General features: G+C 46.1%; 16 protein-coding genes. 10 read left to right on the plus strand and 6 right to left on the minus strand.

Annotation, left to right across the window (positions count from 1 at the left end; translation table 11 throughout):
• Positions 1 to 486 carry a tRNA (adenosine(37)-N6)-threonylcarbamoyltransferase complex ATPase subunit type 1 TsaE gene (gene tsaE / locus ACO0KW_RS01230; protein ID WP_423049849.1) on the minus strand — a complete coding sequence of 162 codons (486 nt, stop codon included), beginning with the start codon at positions 484 to 486 and terminating at the stop codon, positions 1 to 3.
• 55 nt (positions 487 to 541) lie between these two features.
• Here tsaE and queG point away from each other — a divergent pair, with 55 nt between their 5' ends.
• A complete protein-coding gene (queG, locus tag ACO0KW_RS01235; RefSeq protein WP_423049850.1) occupies positions 542 to 1612 on the plus strand; it encodes a tRNA epoxyqueuosine(34) reductase QueG in 1071 nt (356 codons plus the stop codon).
• A 5-nt stretch (positions 1613 to 1617) separates the two neighbouring features.
• Here the strand turns inward: queG and ACO0KW_RS01240 are convergent, their stop codons facing one another.
• Positions 1618 to 2208 carry a response regulator transcription factor gene (locus tag ACO0KW_RS01240; RefSeq protein ID WP_423049852.1) on the minus strand — a complete coding sequence of 197 codons (591 nt, stop codon included), beginning with the start codon at positions 2206 to 2208 and terminating at the stop codon, positions 1618 to 1620.
• Between the two features lie 30 nt (positions 2209 to 2238).
• Positions 2239 to 4236 (minus strand): two-component system sensor histidine kinase NtrB, encoded by a 1998-nt coding sequence (locus ACO0KW_RS01245; RefSeq protein WP_423049854.1) that lies wholly within the window; start codon positions 4234 to 4236, stop codon positions 2239 to 2241.
• 171 nt (positions 4237 to 4407) lie between these two features.
• Between ACO0KW_RS01245 and ACO0KW_RS01250 the strand changes: the two genes are divergently transcribed.
• From ACO0KW_RS01250 to plsY, 7 genes are all read left to right on the plus strand, one after another.
• On the plus strand, positions 4408 to 5463 hold the full coding sequence (locus ACO0KW_RS01250) for a TRAP transporter substrate-binding protein (protein ID WP_423049856.1): 1056 nt from the start codon (positions 4408 to 4410) through the stop codon (positions 5461 to 5463).
• A gap of 113 nt (positions 5464 to 5576) precedes the next feature.
• Positions 5577 to 6128, plus strand: coding sequence for a TRAP transporter small permease (locus ACO0KW_RS01255; protein WP_423049858.1), 552 nt, complete (start codon positions 5577 to 5579; stop codon positions 6126 to 6128).
• A complete protein-coding gene (locus ACO0KW_RS01260) occupies positions 6125 to 7405 on the plus strand; it encodes a TRAP transporter large permease (RefSeq protein ID WP_423049860.1) in 1281 nt (426 codons plus the stop codon). The genes ACO0KW_RS01255 and ACO0KW_RS01260 overlap by 4 nt, the downstream gene beginning before the upstream one ends.
• A 600-nt stretch (positions 7406 to 8005) precedes the next feature.
• Positions 8006 to 8551 (plus strand): methylated-DNA--[protein]-cysteine S-methyltransferase, encoded by a 546-nt coding sequence (locus tag ACO0KW_RS01265; protein ID WP_423049862.1) that lies wholly within the window; start codon positions 8006 to 8008, stop codon positions 8549 to 8551.
• Positions 8545 to 9504, plus strand: a complete 960-nt coding sequence (gene xerD / locus ACO0KW_RS01270; protein WP_423049864.1) for a site-specific tyrosine recombinase XerD — start codon at positions 8545 to 8547, stop codon at positions 9502 to 9504. The genes ACO0KW_RS01265 and xerD overlap by 7 nt, the downstream gene beginning before the upstream one ends.
• A gap of 89 nt (positions 9505 to 9593) precedes the next feature.
• Complete coding sequence (locus ACO0KW_RS01275) at positions 9594 to 10082, plus strand: aminoacyl-tRNA deacylase (protein ID WP_423051921.1); 489 nt, start codon at positions 9594 to 9596, stop codon at positions 10080 to 10082.
• 156 nt (positions 10083 to 10238) lie between these two features.
• The gene (gene plsY, locus ACO0KW_RS01280) at positions 10239 to 10844 is read left to right on the plus strand and encodes a glycerol-3-phosphate 1-O-acyltransferase PlsY (RefSeq protein ID WP_423049866.1); all 606 of its coding nucleotides are present in this window, start codon (positions 10239 to 10241) and stop codon (positions 10842 to 10844) included.
• 157 nt (positions 10845 to 11001) lie between these two features.
• Here plsY and tsaD read toward each other — a convergent pair whose 3' ends face one another.
• Both tsaD and ACO0KW_RS01290 read right to left on the minus strand, forming a co-directional pair.
• Entirely contained in the window at positions 11002 to 12039 is a 1038-nt protein-coding gene (tsaD, locus tag ACO0KW_RS01285; RefSeq protein ID WP_423049868.1) for a tRNA (adenosine(37)-N6)-threonylcarbamoyltransferase complex transferase subunit TsaD, read from the minus strand.
• Positions 12040 to 12167: 128 nt separating this feature from the next.
• Entirely contained in the window at positions 12168 to 14288 is a 2121-nt protein-coding gene (locus tag ACO0KW_RS01290) for an EAL domain-containing protein (protein ID WP_423049870.1), read from the minus strand.
• A 239-nt stretch (positions 14289 to 14527) separates the two neighbouring features.
• Here ACO0KW_RS01290 and ACO0KW_RS01295 point away from each other — a divergent pair, with 239 nt between their 5' ends.
• The gene (locus ACO0KW_RS01295; RefSeq protein WP_423049872.1) at positions 14528 to 14842 is read left to right on the plus strand and encodes a hypothetical protein; all 315 of its coding nucleotides are present in this window, start codon (positions 14528 to 14530) and stop codon (positions 14840 to 14842) included.
• A 174-nt stretch (positions 14843 to 15016) separates the two neighbouring features.
• On the opposite strand, the gene ACO0KW_RS01300 is transcribed toward ACO0KW_RS01295, so the two are convergent.
• The gene (locus ACO0KW_RS01300) at positions 15017 to 15697 is read right to left on the minus strand and encodes a MarC family protein (protein ID WP_423049874.1); all 681 of its coding nucleotides are present in this window, start codon (positions 15695 to 15697) and stop codon (positions 15017 to 15019) included.
• Positions 15698 to 15958: 261 nt separating this feature from the next.
• Here ACO0KW_RS01300 and ACO0KW_RS01305 point away from each other — a divergent pair, with 261 nt between their 5' ends.
• Positions 15959 to 16726 carry a GNAT family N-acetyltransferase gene (locus ACO0KW_RS01305; RefSeq protein ID WP_423049876.1) on the plus strand — a complete coding sequence of 256 codons (768 nt, stop codon included), beginning with the start codon at positions 15959 to 15961 and terminating at the stop codon, positions 16724 to 16726.
• Positions 16727 to 16752: the final 26 nt, after the last annotated feature.

The following is a 16752-nucleotide window of genomic DNA, read 5'->3' on the forward strand; positions in this document are numbered from 1 at the left end:
TTATAAATTCGGCGCGAAATGGAGTTGCGCCAAGCAAGCATTTCCTTTTTCTGACAAAGCGCGCAATTCTACCTTGCGCCCAGCTTCCAGAATATCAATTTGTATTTCAATATCAGGTGTTGGCAAAATGCCTGCGGCTTTTTCAGGCCATTCGATCACGCAGATAGTGCGTTCGTTCATTTCATCGCGAAAGCCTGCCTCAATGAATTCATCCGGGCTGCGCATGCGGTACAGGTCAAAGTGCATGAATTTGGTGACTGCGCCTTGAACCCAAATCTCGTAGGGCTCTGCTAAGGTGTAAGTCGGGCTTTTTACAGTACCTTCGTGACCTGCTGCGTGTAAGATGGCGCGGGTTAGGGCGGTTTTACCCGCGCCAAGGTCGCCGTGTAAATAAATCACGATGCCGCTTTGTAAGCAATGTGCCAAACTCTTACCTAAGGCTTGTGTAGCCGCTTCATCTGCTAGGCTTAACTTATAATGTTGCATTCTGAAATCTTTGCTGCCATAGAAGGCTCAAAACATACCACAAAATATATGAAACATGACTGACTACGTTCAACTTGCTACAGAAATCAAACAACTCGGTCGGCAAGCGGGGTTTGCGGACGTTCGTATTAGCGATGTTGATCTTTCGCATGCAGTGGAACGCTATCACGCCTGGATTGCCGCTGGTTATCATGGCGAAATGGGCTATATGGAAAGCCATGGCAGCAAGCGCTATCGCCCGGATGAGTTGGTCCCGGGTACGGTACGCGTGATTACAGTCAGGGTCGATTACCTACCAACTGATACGCCAAGCGACTGGCGTGAGCGTGAACAGTCGCATGCGCCAGACGCGGCGGTGATCTCGATTTATGCGCGTGGTCGTGATTATCACAAGGTGTTGCGACAACGCTTACAACAACTGGCCGACGCGATCGCTGCCCGTGTTGGTGAATTTGGCTATCGGGTATTTACCGATTCTGCACCAGTGATGGAAGTGGCCCTTGCCGAGAAAGCGGGTTTAGGCTGGCGTGGTAAGCACACTTTATTGTTAACGCGGGAAGCGGGCTCCCTGTTTTTTCTTGGCGAGATCTTGGTCGATATTCCATTGCCTGTTGATCCGCCAACCAGTAACCATTGTGGGCAATGTCGTTCTTGCATCGATGTCTGCCCGACACAGGCGATTATTGCGCCGTATCAGCTCGATGCGCGTCGCTGTATTTCGTATTTGACCATCGAGTTGCATGGTGCAATCCCAGTTGAACTGCGCCCTTTAATTGGCAATCGAGTGTACGGATGTGATGATTGTCAGTTGTATTGTCCCTGGAATAAATTTGCGCAAAAAGCGACGGTCGATGATTTCGATGTGCGACATGGTTTGGATCAGCGCAGTATGCTCGAACTGTTTGCCTGGACCGAAGCAGATTTTTTACGCCGCATGGAAGGGAGCCCGATACGTCGCATCGGCTATGAAAAATGGCTGAGAAATTTGGCGGTGGGTTTGGGTAATACGGCGCAACATGTTAAAGGTCGTGCCGATATCGTGCAGGCTTTGCAGAATCGTTTGGACAATGCATCGGAATTAGTGCGTGAGCATATAGAATGGGCCCTGGCTCAGCATCAAACTTAAATTTCTTATTTCAATAAACCTGCCAATTCCACTGCCGATTTAATCTGCATCTTGTCAAAGATGTGCGCGCGATGGACTTCCACTGTGCGCATACTGATCCCCAATTCATCGGCGATGTTTTTATTCATCTTGCCTTGCAAAATCAACTCTAAGACTTCACGTTCGCGCTGTGACAGGCTTTGTAAGCGGACTTGTATCTGATGGGCATCACCCGCCTTGATGGAGACTTGCAAAGCTTGTTCCACTCTGTCCATTAGCGCATTGTCGTTGAAAGGCTTTTCAAAAAAATCGAAGGCACCACGTTTTAGACTATCGACTGCCATCGGAACATCGCCGTGGCCAGTTAAGAAAATCACTGGCAGTCTTTGTGTCAACTGACGTGCGCTGAGGATGTCGAAAAGGGCGGTGCCACTCAATTCTGCCATCCTGACATCGAGTAAAAGACAATCGCCTACCTCAGAGAACTGTAAACCCTGATCGAGCTTAGCCAGAAAAGCCTCGCCATCCGCATAACTTTGTGCGGCGATATTGCGTGAACGTGCCAACCATAGTAAGGCATCGCGTAAGACTTCTTCATCATCAACAATATGGAGCATCACGCATCCTTTGTTATGTTTTTTTGCATTTTACTTGCCTCTGCAGGGAATCGTAAATTCAAAAACGGTGCCGCCAAGTGGATTTGGGCGGTACTTTAGGCTGCCGCCATGAAACTCTATCGCAGTTCGGCAAATATTCAAACCCATGCCCATGCCAGCGGCTTTGGTCGAAAAAAAAGGCGAGAATAACTTTTCAGCGACTTCCACGGAAATGCCATGTCCTTGATCTATGACTTGAATTAGTAATAGCGCCGGAGAATGCTGGCGATCAGCGGACTCTTTGGAAAATAGATGCGCATGAATTTGCATTTGCCTTTGTGGATAAGCGACATCATGCATGGCTTCAATCGCATTGCGGGTTAGATTCAGCAAGACTTGTTCGATCAAAACTTTATCCGCAAAAACTTCAGGCAAATCGGGGTCAATCTGATAATGCACATGAATGTGCGCACTTTGTGCTTGCAATGCAATCAAGGGCATCACGCTTTGTAGTAAGGTATTGATGTCAAACCAAGCGCGGCTGGCCTCTCGTTTCTTCACGAATTCATGCACGCTGCGGATGACTTGTGCGGCGCGTTGTGCCTGTTGTGTCGCTTTTTCTAAGGCTTCAGCCAATAAACTGAGATCGGTAGGTGGCTGCTCTTGTTTTAAGATATTTAAGGCACCTGTCGTGTAGCTTGAGATCGCTGCCAATGGCTGATTTAATTCATGCGCTAACATCGAAGCCATTTCCCCCATCGTCGCCAAGCGCGCGTTTTGATGGAGTTTTTCTTCTTGCTGGCGACTTAATTCCTGCGCGCGTTTTAGCTCCGATACATCCAGAATAGAACTCATCCAACCAGTTTGTTGGCCATGGTCATCAACTAGCGGCGATTCATAAATTAAGACCGGAAAGCGTTCGCCATTTGCACGTTGATAAATCGTTTCAAACCCCTCTGGCTGCACAGTCCCGGTCAAAATTTGCGCAAAACGATTTTCATATTCGGTGATTTCTTCCGGTGCCCAATAAGGCATAGGAGGAAGTTTACCGACTAGTTCTTCAGCGGGAAAGCCGAGCATCTTGCAAAACGAGGGATTCACATAAGTCAGTCTACCCTGCATATCGCGCGCTCGTAAGCCAGTAATCAAAGAATTTTCCATGGCAGCACGGAATGCGGCCTCTTTGCGCAGCGCACCCTCAGCTTGCAGGCGGCGGTTAATGTCGCGCCACAATGCGATTAAACTCCAGACCAAACCCAAGGATAATAAAACGACGGACAAGACCAAAAGATTGGATAGTAACTTGGGTTCGCTTTTCGTACTATTCGTGCGAAGCGTGATACTTAACTGTGGAAAGTCTATCGTACGGTTATGCGTGTAGACATTTTTTCCGCTACCACCGGCGGCGCGTCTCGCAAGTAATTTGTCTTCGCTATCGAGCAAGGTAATATCATTCTCTTGCGCAAACCACCAAGGCACGGTTTCATCCAAGAGAGTCTGCAAGCGGTAGCTCACGGTAATGCTCGCGAGATAAAGTTTGTCGCGGAATAGGGGATAACGGCAGACTAGACTACCAGATTTTTCTGCGATTTTGGCACAAGAGGACTTTTGTATTTTTTGGGTGAAACTATCGCTGGCAATCAGCGCCTGCTTGAGTGCATGGCTGTCATCGCTAGTGTCGCTGTTGCTGGCTACAAGGCGGTGTTGGGCGTCCCATAGTAGTGCATCTTGAATTTCGTGATTATTTGTTGCGTATAAGCGCAAGCGATCGGCTGTGGTTGAGGCCGTAATTTTGTGATCGACAAAATCCTCGGCCAAATTCAATAAGCTTTCTTCATTGCGTTTGAGTTGGAACTGCAAGGCTTGTTCTACCCACAGCGTATCGGCAATTAATTGTTCTTGCCGCTCATTGGTCTCCATGCGCTGTGCTTGCCATGGTAGCCAGATTAGCACCGCCAAAAATAGCAAGACGAGCACAATTGGCAACATCCAAGGCAGCGATGTACGGAAGCGTTTGGTGCTTATGGGCTTGCTTATTGGCTTGCTCATAGACTGAATTAAGGGCTTGATTTCCATAGCAAAAGTGTAGCCCAATCCTTGCGCTATGCGGCAACGATATCCGAATTGTCTAATCCTGACGACATTGTGGTAAACCACAATTGTGCATTTGCGGCTCTACAGCTAATAATGATTGCACAACAAATAAACTAGGAGACATTTATGAAACATCAGGATATACAAACTCAAAGACGCAACACCATAGGTGCTTTGTTAGCGGTAATTGGTTCGACCGCGTTGACTGTCGCCGGCTTATCTTTCAGTGCTGGTGCTTACGCACAGAATCCCATCGTGATTAAGTTCAGTCATGTGGTCGCCAATGACACGCCAAAAGGTAAAGCGGCTGAGCGCTTCAAAGAACTCGCCGAAAAAGCGACTAAAGGTCGGGTCAAAGTTGAACTGTATCCGAATAGTACTTTATATAAAGACAAAGAAGAACTGGAAGCTCTGCAATTGGGCGCCGTGCAAATGCTGGCACCGTCGCTGGCAAAATTTGGCCCATTAGGTGTCAAAGAATTCGAAGTGTTTGATCTGCCCTATATTTTTCAAAATCGTGATGTTTTACATCGTGTGACCGAAGGTCCGGTAGGTGCTGGCTTGCTGGCAAAACTGGAGCCAAAGGGGATTACTGGTTTAGGCTTCTGGGACAATGGTTTTAAAGTCATGTCTTCCAATGTGCCTATGCATGTGCCTAGCGATTTGAAGGGCAAGAAATTGCGTATACAATCTTCCAAAGTGCTGGATGCGCAGATGCGTGCCTTAGGTGCTAATCCACAGGTCATGGCTTTCTCTGAAGTCTATCAAGCGCTGCAAACGGGTGTGGTTGATGGTACAGAAAATCCACCATCTAATTTGTATACACAAAAAATGCATGAGGTACAAAAACACGTCACCTTGACCAATCATGGTTATCTTGGTTATGCCGTGATCGTCAACAAAAAATTCTGGGATGGTTTGCCAGCAGATATTCGCACTGAATTGAATCAAGCGATGAAGTCGGCGACGCAATATGCCAATGCGATTGCGCAGATCGAAAACGACAATGCCTTGGAGGCAGTTAAAAAGTCTGGCAAAACTACGGTCTATGCGTTGAATGATAAAGAGCGCGCAGAATGGTTGAAAGTATTGATGCCAGTGCAGCGTGAGATGGAAAGTCGTATCGGCAAAGACTTGATCCAAAGCGTGCATAAAGAAGCAGCAGCCTTAGGCCTCAAATAAGTCTCACTATCCTCAGGTACTTCATAAGCACTTGAATCTTCTGACAGTCCAGATCACTTAGGTCGTATCTGGACTAATTTTTCCAATTTAATTTTTTCTCACAAGGAGCTGGCATGAAATTGCTTGATCACTTGGAAGAGTATTTGATCGCCTTGCTGATGGCAACGGCGACCATCATTACCTTCGTCGCGGTATTACATCGTTACTTATCGGGATTTGATATTCCCGTCGTTCAGGATGCACTGATTAAACTCAACACTAGTTGGGCGCAGGAGCTGACTATTTATTTATTCGTCTGGATGGCTAAGTTTGGTGCAGCCTATGGAGTGCGTTCCGGCATTCACGTTGGGGTGGATGTCCTAGTTAATCGTTTGAACGAAAAAAACCGGAAGATATTTGTATTGATTAGTTTGGGAGCAGGTGCACTTTTCACAGGCATCGTCGGCACACTAGGTGCGAATTTTGTGTACGGTATGGCGCAGACCGATCAAACCTCAGCGGATATGGAAATACCGATGTGGTGGGTCTATCTGGCGATTCCGCTGGGTTCGTATTTGATGTCTTTTCGCTTTTTGCAAGTAGCCTGGAACTTTATAAAGACGGGTGAATTACCTAAACATGATCATGCCCATGTTGAAGGCTTGGATGAAGAGGTGAAAGTATGAGCGCGCTGATTATTTTTGGTTTACTGATGTTGTTAATGCTGACCGGCATGCCGATTTCAATTGCCCTTGGCTTAACGGTATTGACGTTTTTGTTCACCATGACTTCAGTACCTATCGAGTCTGTTGCACTGAAATTATTTACCGGTATTGAGAAGTTTGAAATCATGGCGATTCCTTTCTTTATTCTCGCCGGAAATTTCTTAACCCATGGCGGTGTGGCGCGGCGCATGATTAAGTTCGCAGCCTCAATGGTTGGTCATTGGCATGGTGGTCTGGCATTGGCCGGTGTGTTGGCATGTGCCTTGTTTGCGGCAGTTTCTGGTTCTTCGCCAGCAACGGTAGTGGCGATTGGTTCTATTATTTTGCCAGCGATGGTGAAGCAGGGGTATCCCAAAGGCTTTGGCGCCGGTGTCGTGACGACCTCGGGTGCATTAGGTATTTTGATTCCGCCGTCGATCGTGATGGTGATGTATTCAGTGTCCACTAATACGTCGGTAGGCAAATTATTTATGGCAGGGGTAATACCAGGTTTGTTATTGGCGTTCTTTTTGGGCTTGACGACTTGGTTTCTGGCGCGCAAACACGATTATCCACGTATGCCAAAAGCGACTTGGGGTGAACGCTTTGTGGCATTTAGAAAGAGCGCTTGGGGTTTGTCTTTAATTGTGATTGTGATGGGCGGTATTTATTCCGGCATGTTTACGCCAACCGAAGCAGCTGCGGTGGCGGCGGTCTATGCGTTTTTTATCGCAGTGTTTGTGTATAAAGACATGAGCCTGAAAATGGTGCCGAAGGTTTTGATCGATTCTGCAGCGATGTCGGCCATGCTGCTCTACATCATCACGAATGCGGTTTTATTTTCCTTCTTAATGACGAGTGAAAATATTCCACAGGCGATGGCTGGTTGGATTCTCGATAGCGGTTTCGGTATGATCAGTTTCCTATTCGTCGTGAATATTTTACTGCTGTTAGCGGGCAATGTGATGGAGCCATCTTCTATCGTATTGATCATGGCGCCAATCTTGTTTCCAGTTGCGATGAAGCTGGGAATCGACCCGGTACACTTCGGAATTATCATGGTAGTAAATATGGAAGTCGGTATGTGCCATCCACCGGTTGGATTGAATTTGTATGTCGCTTCAGGTATTACAAAAATGGGGATTACGGAATTGACGGTAGCCGTTTTACCTTGGTTGTTTACGATGTTGGGCTTCTTATTATTGGTGACGTATGTACCTGTGATTTCTACTTGGTTACCGAATTTAATTTATAACTAAGTCGAAATTAAGTCGAAACTAAGTCGAAACTAAGTCGAAACTAAGTCGCTAAAAAAGTAACCGCGTAATAAAAAATGCCGCAACAAGTTTGCGGCATTTTTTTCGTTTTTGCTGGATGAGTGCGTTCAAAAATTTCCATCAGGAATTGCTTATATTTCCCTATGGGAAGTTTAATAATTCGGAATTGATTTAGCACATTTTTTTTGAAGTTTGCGATCTTTCTCTGCTGCAGAAGCACAAATGCAACAAAGCGTTTTTTTGTTTAAATCTAGCGATAGTTTTATTGAGAAGGCGTGCTATATTTCGCACACCTTAGAAATTCGCTCGATTTAATTATCGCAATTTCAAACAGAGCTTCACGCAGAAATCTTGTGGAACTTAGCTTAAGGCAGAATACGGTAGTGCAATAATAGTGCCCTGTAGGGTGCAGTCAAAAAGGGGGGGAGATTCGCGTTTCAAGATAAGCTGAGTCCTGTTCAAAGAGACTAAACAGCCCGAACGTGAAAAATTTTAGAAGGCGCATCCAATGGATGCGCCTTTTTTCTTGTGCGTTTCTGTAGGACAATCACGTAAACCTTTTGAATAGAAAATGGCATAGTGATGGCAACTCCCGAATCAAATATAGAAGCAGCAATCTTCGCTGCGATTGTGCCAGCGCCATTTGGCTACGTTGGTGTGCGTACTGAACATCAACAGATCAGTGAGCTGGTCTATTTGCCGCAGCGCTTTCAGGAAAAATCTCCGGCAGATGCAATCGCAGAATTAGCGGCACAACAAATTGCGCGTTATTTTGTGGATCCAGATTTTCCTTTTAGCTTACCTTTAAAACCTATTGGCTCAGAATTCCAACAAAAGGTATGGAAAGCCATTGCCAGTATTCCGCGTGGCGAGGTGCGCACTTACGGTCAAATCGCTAAACATATTCAATCGGCACCACGTGCAGTGGGACAAGCTTGCGGCGCGAATTGGTATCCCTTAGTGATTCCCTGTCATCGTGTTACGGCCTCAGGCGGGCTCGGTGGCTTTGCCCATCATGATGATGAAACGGGATTTCATCTTGGCATTAAGCGCTATTTACTACGCTTAGAACAGGTACCAGAGTATAGTAAGCTCGAATCCACTCAACAGCAGGAGAGCATGTGGTAAAGAAGGCAGAGATTGCCCATCCCAGCGCGAAGACTAAGACCGCTGAGGCGGTAGAATTACCATCGCAAATACAGGCACAGATCGACGAATTCTGCGACACGCTTTGGTTGGAAGATGGTCTGGCGAAAAATTCGTTGGAAGCTTACCGACGTGATCTCCGCCTGTTCGCGGAATGGTTGTATGCAACAACGCAGAAACATTTGTTGCAAGTGACAGAGATCGATATTTTTTCTTATGTCGCGGCCAAACATAGCAGTTCAAAAGCCACGTCGGCGAATCGTCGCATGACTGTACTCAAACGCTATTACCAACAAGCGTTCCGACAAAACCAAATTGCCGTTAATCCTTGTACTAAACTGAAATCCGCCAAACAGGCCGATCGCTTGCCTAAGACGCTCAGTGAAAAACAAGTAGAAGCCTTGTTGCAAGCGCCTGATGATCAAACCCCATTAGGCCTGCGTGATCGCACCATGCTGGAGCTTCTTTACGCTTGCGGCTTACGTGTGACCGAATTGGTCTCACTCAAATCATTTGAGGTGAGCTTGAATGATGGAGTACTGCGCGTGACCGGTAAGGGCAATAAAACGCGTCTGGTGCCGTTTGGTGAGGTTGCGAGGATGTGGCTGCAACGCTATTTGAGCGAAGGTCGCCCAGCTATTCTAAACGGACAAATTGACGACGCCTTATTCGTCACAGCCCGTGGCGGATCGATGACCAGACAAATGTTTTGGGTTGTGATCAAAAAATGCGCTGCGCTCGCCGGTATCACTTCGCCTTTATCACCACATACGCTACGCCACGCTTTTGCGACCCATTTATTAAATCACGGCGCTGATTTACGTGTAGTGCAATTGTTGCTAGGGCATGCAGATATTTCGACCACACAAATCTATACTCACGTCGCACGCGAACGCTTGAAGCAACTGCATGCGCAACATCATCCGCGTGGGTGAGAACTTGGGAGCGATATAATGTACAACAGGTCGTATCATTAACCAGTATTCTTAACGCGGTCTTATTTTTATATTTTCGAGCGAGTGTAATCTTGTCCAAAAAAGAACACGTATCAGAAACCCCGGCAACGCAGTTGTTGCGTAAGAAAGGGGCGGTTTTCAGTGAACATCCTTATGCGTATGAAGAACATGGCGGAACGTCGGTTTCTTCCCGCGAATTAGGTGTTGAAGAGCATGAAGTTGTGAAGACTTTGATTATGCAAGATGAACACGCCAAGCCTATGGTGGTATTGATGCATGGCGATAAAACGGTGTCGACCAAAAATCTAGCGCGGCAGATTGCCTGTAAGTCAGTGGAGCCTTGCAAGCCTGAAGTTGCGCAGCGTCATTCTGGATACATGATAGGGGGGACTTCACCATTTGGAACTAAGAAGGCAATGCCAGTGTATGTGGAGGCTTCGATTTTGGACTTGGAAAAAATCTATCTGAATGGGGGGCGGCGTGGTTATCTGATCGGTATTGCACCAGCATTATTGTTGGATATTTTGTCAGCAAAGGCAGTGAATTGCGCTTTGTAAGTTTTCTCAGCGTAAATAACTAGAGTTTCATAGAGCGATGTGCAAAAATGTGCCGCTTGCCTGGAGTTTGTTTGCGTGCACATAAGTTGGCACTTTCAGCGTTCATGGTGAAAAAATAATTAATTACAAATTTAAAATAATAGGATGGAATAACAGATGAATGCAGTGATCGCGATTATTGCGGCTTACCTGATCGGTTCGATTTCTTTTGCTGTGGTAGTGAGTCGTTTATTTGGATTGTCAGATCCACGCACTTATGGCTCTAAGAATCCGGGCGCTACCAATGTGCTGCGCTCAGGAAATAAAGCGGCAGCGGCCTTGACTTTGTTAGGGGATGGTTTTAAAGGCTGGCTGGCGGTGTGGCTGGCCATGTATTTTCAACAGAAGTTTGAGTTGACAAGCGATACGATTGCGGCAGTGGGGCTGGCGGTATTTATTGGCCACTTGTGGCCAGTATTTTTCAAGTTTGTTGGTGGTAAGGGTGTGGCGACAGCATTAGGTGTTTTGCTAGCGGTAAATGTCTGGCTAGGCTTGGCGACTTTCGTCACTTGGTTGGTGGTGGCCTATGCTTTTCGTTATTCATCTTTAGCCGCTTTGATCGCGGCTTTGTTTGCGCCGTTTTATTATGGTTTATTGTTTGGTGCCGATTTGACTTTGTTAGCGGTGGCAATTATGAGTGGTTTATTGATTTACCGTCATGGTGCGAATATCGGTAATTTGATGCAAGGTAAAGAAAGTCGGATTGGGAGCAAAAAGAAGTAAGTCTCATCATTTCAACCGTAAAAAAATCCCTCATGAATTTCGATGAGGGATTTTTTTATCGGCGAAAAGGACGGTGTCGTCATTCAACTAATTCCTGGCCTCAATTCATCGCCTCAATTCATCGCCTCAATTCATCGCCTCAATTCATCGCATTATTTCATCGCATTAATTCATGCAGTGGCCAGCGTGGTCGCACATTGAAGCTATAAGTTTTCGTTGCTTGTTCTGGATGCACTTGTAATCGCATTGAACCTGCAAACGCAATCATGGCGCCGTTATCGGTACAAAATTCTAGTTCTGGGTAATAGACCTGGAAGCGTTTTTTGGGATTTGAAGAATTCGCCGCAGCATTTAATGCAGCGCGTAATTGCTGATTGGCACCGACACCACCCGCGATGACTAAACGCTTGAGACCAGTGTGTTTGAGTGCTGAGAGGCACTTGGCGACGAGAACATCAATAATCGCATCGACAAACCCACGTGCAACATTTGCTTTATCGGTATCGCTTAAAGCATCAGGGTATTTCTTAACTGCCGTGAGCACCGCCGTCTTTAAGCCAGAAAAGCTGAAATTCAAATCTTTAGAATGCAACATAGGACGTGGAAATTGATGAATCATCGGGTCACCTGAGGTCGCTAATTTCGAGATCGCAGGTCCACCCGGATAATCAAGTCCAAGTAGTTTTGCCGATTTATCAAAGGCTTCACCGGCCGCATCATCTAGCGTTTCACCCAACAAGGCATATTGACCAACGCCATCGACGCGCATTAATTGGGTGTGGCCGCCTGATACTAGCAAAGCAATAAACGGAAATTCTGGTGGTTGGCTGGCCAACAATGGCGACAATAAATGGCCTTCTAGATGATGTATGCCGATTAAAGGTTTATCCAACGCCATGCCTAAGCCGCAGGCGACAGAGGCACCCACTAGTAATGCTCCCGCCAAGCCAGGGCCTTGTGTGTAGGCAATCGCGTCAATTTGATTTTGCTGGAGCTGCGCTTTTTGTAATGCTTCGCGCAACAGGGGAAGGGCGCGTTTGACATGATCCCGTGAGGCGAGTTCTGGTACCACGCCACCGTATTCCTGGTGCATGGCGATTTGCGAATGCAAGGCATGTGACAGCAAGCCGCGCTCAGTGTCGTACAAAGCAATGCCAGTTTCGTCGCAAGAAGACTCGATACCAAGAACTATCATGTTTTAATTTCTATGGAAAATGTGGAATAGATGGGTGTGGCAGACGCTATTATAAAGCATCACAAAAAAGCATCTTCACAGAGTATCCTGACTGCTCTGCGATTGACTCGCAGTCTGCGGACTCAAATTTATGCGCTTGGCAAGGCGCGCAACCAGTTTTGCAAGGCATCACCATGTAGCGGTTTGCTGGCGTAATAACCTTGCATGGAATCGCAGCCGAGTGCAATTAAAGCTTCGCGTTCGGCAAGCGTTTCTATGCCTTCAGCAATCACATGCAAATCCAGTCCATGTCCCATTTCCACGATGGTTTTGACTAACTTTTGGGTAGACGGATGCTGATCGATATTAATCACAAAACTACGGTCGATTTTTAATTCAGAGACGGGTAATTTTTGTAGGTAAGCAAGCGACGAATGACCAGTGCCGAAGTCATCAATCGACAGCCCTATGCCGATCGAGCGCAAAGCTTGCAGTAAGGGAATGGCATTCCCCGGGTTTTCCATAATCCCGCTTTCAGTCAATTCTAATTGCAGATTCGCCGGTTTGACTTGATATTGTGCTATTAGTTGTCTGACACGTTCAGGAAAGTGCTGATCGCGTAAGTCATTGGTGCTGACATTGACTGCAATGCTTAAATCCGGATGACTATTGCGCCAGCTCGCCAAAGTCTGTACCGCTTGCTGTAGCATCCAGTCGGTCACGCGATTGATATAGCCAGTACGTTCCGCGAAAGGAACGAATTCTATCGGTGAGATGAAACCGCGTTGTGGATGTTGCCACCGCACCAGTGCTTCAAAGCCATAGCACGATAGATCGGCGAGATGAATTTTGGGCTGTAACCACATTTGCAATTCATTATTTTGTACTGCAGAACGCAAATCAGACAGCAAACTCAGGTGCCCTAAACGCGAGGCTTCTTGCGCATCTGAGTACCAAGCAGACATCAATGTATTTTCTTTGGCTGCATAAAGCGCAACTTCCGCATTACGAATCAGTGCGGTTAAATCCTTGGTTTCATTGTTTGCGAGTGCGATCCCAAATACCAAATTAGCATCGACACTGTGACTGCCACATTGGACCGGTGTACTTAACCGTTGATTTATATTGTTGAGTAAATCGGTGACGACATCGGTAATAAGTCGACCTTCTGGGGCTGCACATAACAGGGCAAATTGGCCGCCAGAAAATTTCGTCAGAAAGGCTTGGTGATTTTGCGCAAGATCTTCAGTCGCGATTCTTAACCTTTGACTAACCTCAACGATCAAGGTATCGCCAGTACCAAAACCCAAAGTTTCATTCACAATTTTTAGCCGCGCAATGTCCATCAATAACATCGCATGGTCGTGTAGACTATGTTGTTCAAATGTTTTTAAGAGCAGGATGCGATTCGGTAAATTGCTCAGCGGATCGTAATAAGCAAGCTGTTCAATTTCTGCTTCGCGCAGAGCGATGGCATCTGCCATCGTATTTAAAGCACGTCCAACTTGGGCAACTTCGGTCGTTCTGGTTGGCGGGACTTTGCTGGTGTAATTGCCAGCGGCAATTTGTAATGCACTTTTTTCCAACATCGTCAGTGGTTGAACGACGCTGCTTTGCGTGATAAAAGCTAATCCTATGCCACACAAGACCGCAAAAATCGACACTGCAATCACTTGCAATTTCAGTCGGGCCAGATCACTTTGCTCTTCATCCTGACGTTCTTGTATGCGCCTTTTTGCCAGGTCCAGCAAGATACCGCTTTCGGTCAGGAAGGCCTGACGAGCCGGGGCTACTTGTGTTTCAAATACACGTTTCGCGCCATCTGGATTATCCAATTCAATTTCATCAAATAAATTCAGATACGACTGGCGAAATTCTTGGTGAGTCACGTTCAACCGTTGCAAGCACACGGTTTGGACTTCATCTTCTGATTCTGCACCCAGCTTTTGTATTAATTGATCGATATGTTTTTTCTTCGCATCGATCGCGTCATACGCCGGTTTTCGCTTGTCCTGAGTCGCATTGAAGATCAACACTAAGGCGCTGGTTGAACCTTCAATATCAAGCGCTAAATTCTGGACTTGTAATAGTTTTTGTAAGTCGTTGCGGGCAAATTCCTGACTTCGTCGTGAGATGTCTTGTACCTGAGTTACACTGCGAACGACGACAATGATAAATAAGCAAAGAATTAATAAATAGCTGAGTGCAAGGCGATAGCTGATTCTGCGTGGCAGAAAGCGGTCAATAAAATAAAGGTAGGCATTTTTCATAAATCCGCGGAGCTGAGTAGCCTTATTCTGACTGAAACTAGTATTCGACTATTTAAACAAATTCTATGCTAACTGGAAAGTGAAACTTTCGCTCTGGGTCGAAGGCTGAGCAAGAAGCGTTGTTAGAAGGTTCGGATTCGGTCGGATCGCTTGGATAATCATCTAGAAAGCACCCCCGACTGAGTTTGGATCAGCTAAAATGAAATTCTTATTATTCTATCGATTTTGGGAGTTGCCCTATGTTTTTAGACCACGCGAAAATCTCAGCTACACATAGCGAAACCGAACCAGATCGTATCGAACGTTTAAATCGTGTCTATGGCTATGCCGTAGCGTTAGCCGATGCCGATGGCAATGTCGACTGCATTACCAAGCTCGCCAAATTGCACGACCATAAAGGGACTTTGATGGTTATCTGGCATGAAGCACCAACAGAATTCGAACGCCTCTACTTTATGAAAGCTTGGAAGAGTAAAATTGGCGATGAATCAACTCAAGTGGAACATGCGTTGATGTTGCAAGATCCCGCGACGGCAGATGAAGCGAGTGAATAAATTTTTTCGTGGTAAGTGGTTGCCATAAGCAATCATAAGTAATCATAAGCAATTTAGTCCATTGGACTCTCGATCGGCTCTCAAATAAGAAATGGCTTGTAGGCATTTTCAGTGCATACAAGCCATTTTTACATGTCGCTTCAACATAGTTGAGTAGAAATATGCCGTGGGAGCTTAGCGTATTTTTAAATCTTCTAATAATTCTGCGACACCCGTCCAACCGATTTCAATGCCGATACACAGTAAGATAAAAGCTGATAAACGCATTAAAACTGTGGCACCGACGTCACCTAAGAAATTCTCTAGATTACGTGCAAAACGATACGATAAATAAATCGCAAACGTGGTCAAGAACACGCCTATTGTTGCGGCTAAACCGGTGATTAACCAATCAACTGGTTTGTTCGGAAGTTGTGCACCCAAGGTAATCGAGGTCGCAATCGCTCCTGGCCCAACAGTGAGTGGAAAGCTGAACGGAAAAAAACTGTGACGGCGTAATTCTTCCTTGGTCCAGTTACCAGCTGATGCGGCTACTGAGTTGCGTAATTTGTCTTGACCCTGATCATTGAGTAGTTTCCAGCCCGCCATCCCTACGACGATACCGCCAGCGACTCTGACTATGGGTAAAGAAATGCCAAAAAAATCCAGTACATAAGAGCCAACAAACACCGCGCCCATCAGTAAGAAGAAACAATTAAACGCAATTCGCTTAGCCAAGCGATTTGCCATCACTTGATCCATCGGCCCTGTCATCGATAAAAAGATAGGCGCAACCGCAATTGGATTAAGTATCGGCAAAAGAGTGACCGGCACGACGATGAGAGCTTTAACAAAGACGGAAAGTGCAATGCTCATCTTGCCTCCTTAAATTTTATAATAATTGTGATTATGCAATATTTCTTCGACTTGGGGGAAATCCATTGCAACAAGCGGGTATGTTTGCCACGGCTTCTGTATTGATGTCACTTGTTGATTTTCTGTGCTTGAATGCTGATTTTATGACATGTTTTTATATCATGTTGCAATGTCATAAAACAGACATGAAATTGTCATCGTCTTGAAGTATTCATTCTCTATTCTGCACTGTCAGTTTCATTGGTTAAAGGAGAACCGTGCATGAGAGTGTTGACCATACCGGGAGATGCGAATCCCAGTTTTTCTAAATTAAGTCTGAGCCTTGCGAGTACTAAAAAGGAAGTTAAAGAAGTGCAACGTCTGCGCTATAAAGTCTTCATCGAAGCGATGGGCTTGTCTGCATTGGCGAATGAAGACTGTCTGGATAAAGATGAATTTGATGAACATTGCGATCATTTGATCGTGCGCGATACCAAGACTTTGAAAGTGGTTGGTACATATAGAATTCTCGGCCCGAATGCGGCACGCGAGATTGGACGTTATTATTCAGAAGGCGAGTTTGATTTGTCGCGTTTGCAAAACATCCGCGGCAGTATTGCCGAAGCAGGGCGCGCTTGTATTCATCCCGACTATCGTAGTGGTGCGGTGATCATGTTGTTGTGGGCGGGTTTAGCTGCCTACATGCGACGTGAACGTTGCGAGTATTTGATCGGTTGCGCCAGCATCAGTCTGGCGGATGGCGGACATAATGCTGCAGCGATTTATCGCCAGTTCACCGAACAGGAATTTTCTCCGCTCGAATATCGTGTGACACCACATTTGCCTTTCCCCTTAGAGAATATGGATGAAGGATGTGAGGCACGTATTCCGCCTTTGCTGAGAGGCTACATTCGTGCTGGTGCCTGGGTTTGTGGCGAACCAGCATGGGATCCAGATTTTCATAGTGCTGATTTATTCGTGATGTTGCCTTTAGCGAACCTTGATAATCGCTATGCCAAACATTACGGTACGGAGGATATCGCCAAATGATGCCAGCAGATCAGTTCCTCGATAAG

This window comes from Undibacterium sp. Ji22W (assembly GCF_049340305.1).
In the GTDB taxonomy this organism is placed as follows: domain Bacteria; phylum Pseudomonadota; class Gammaproteobacteria; order Burkholderiales; family Burkholderiaceae_D; genus Undibacterium.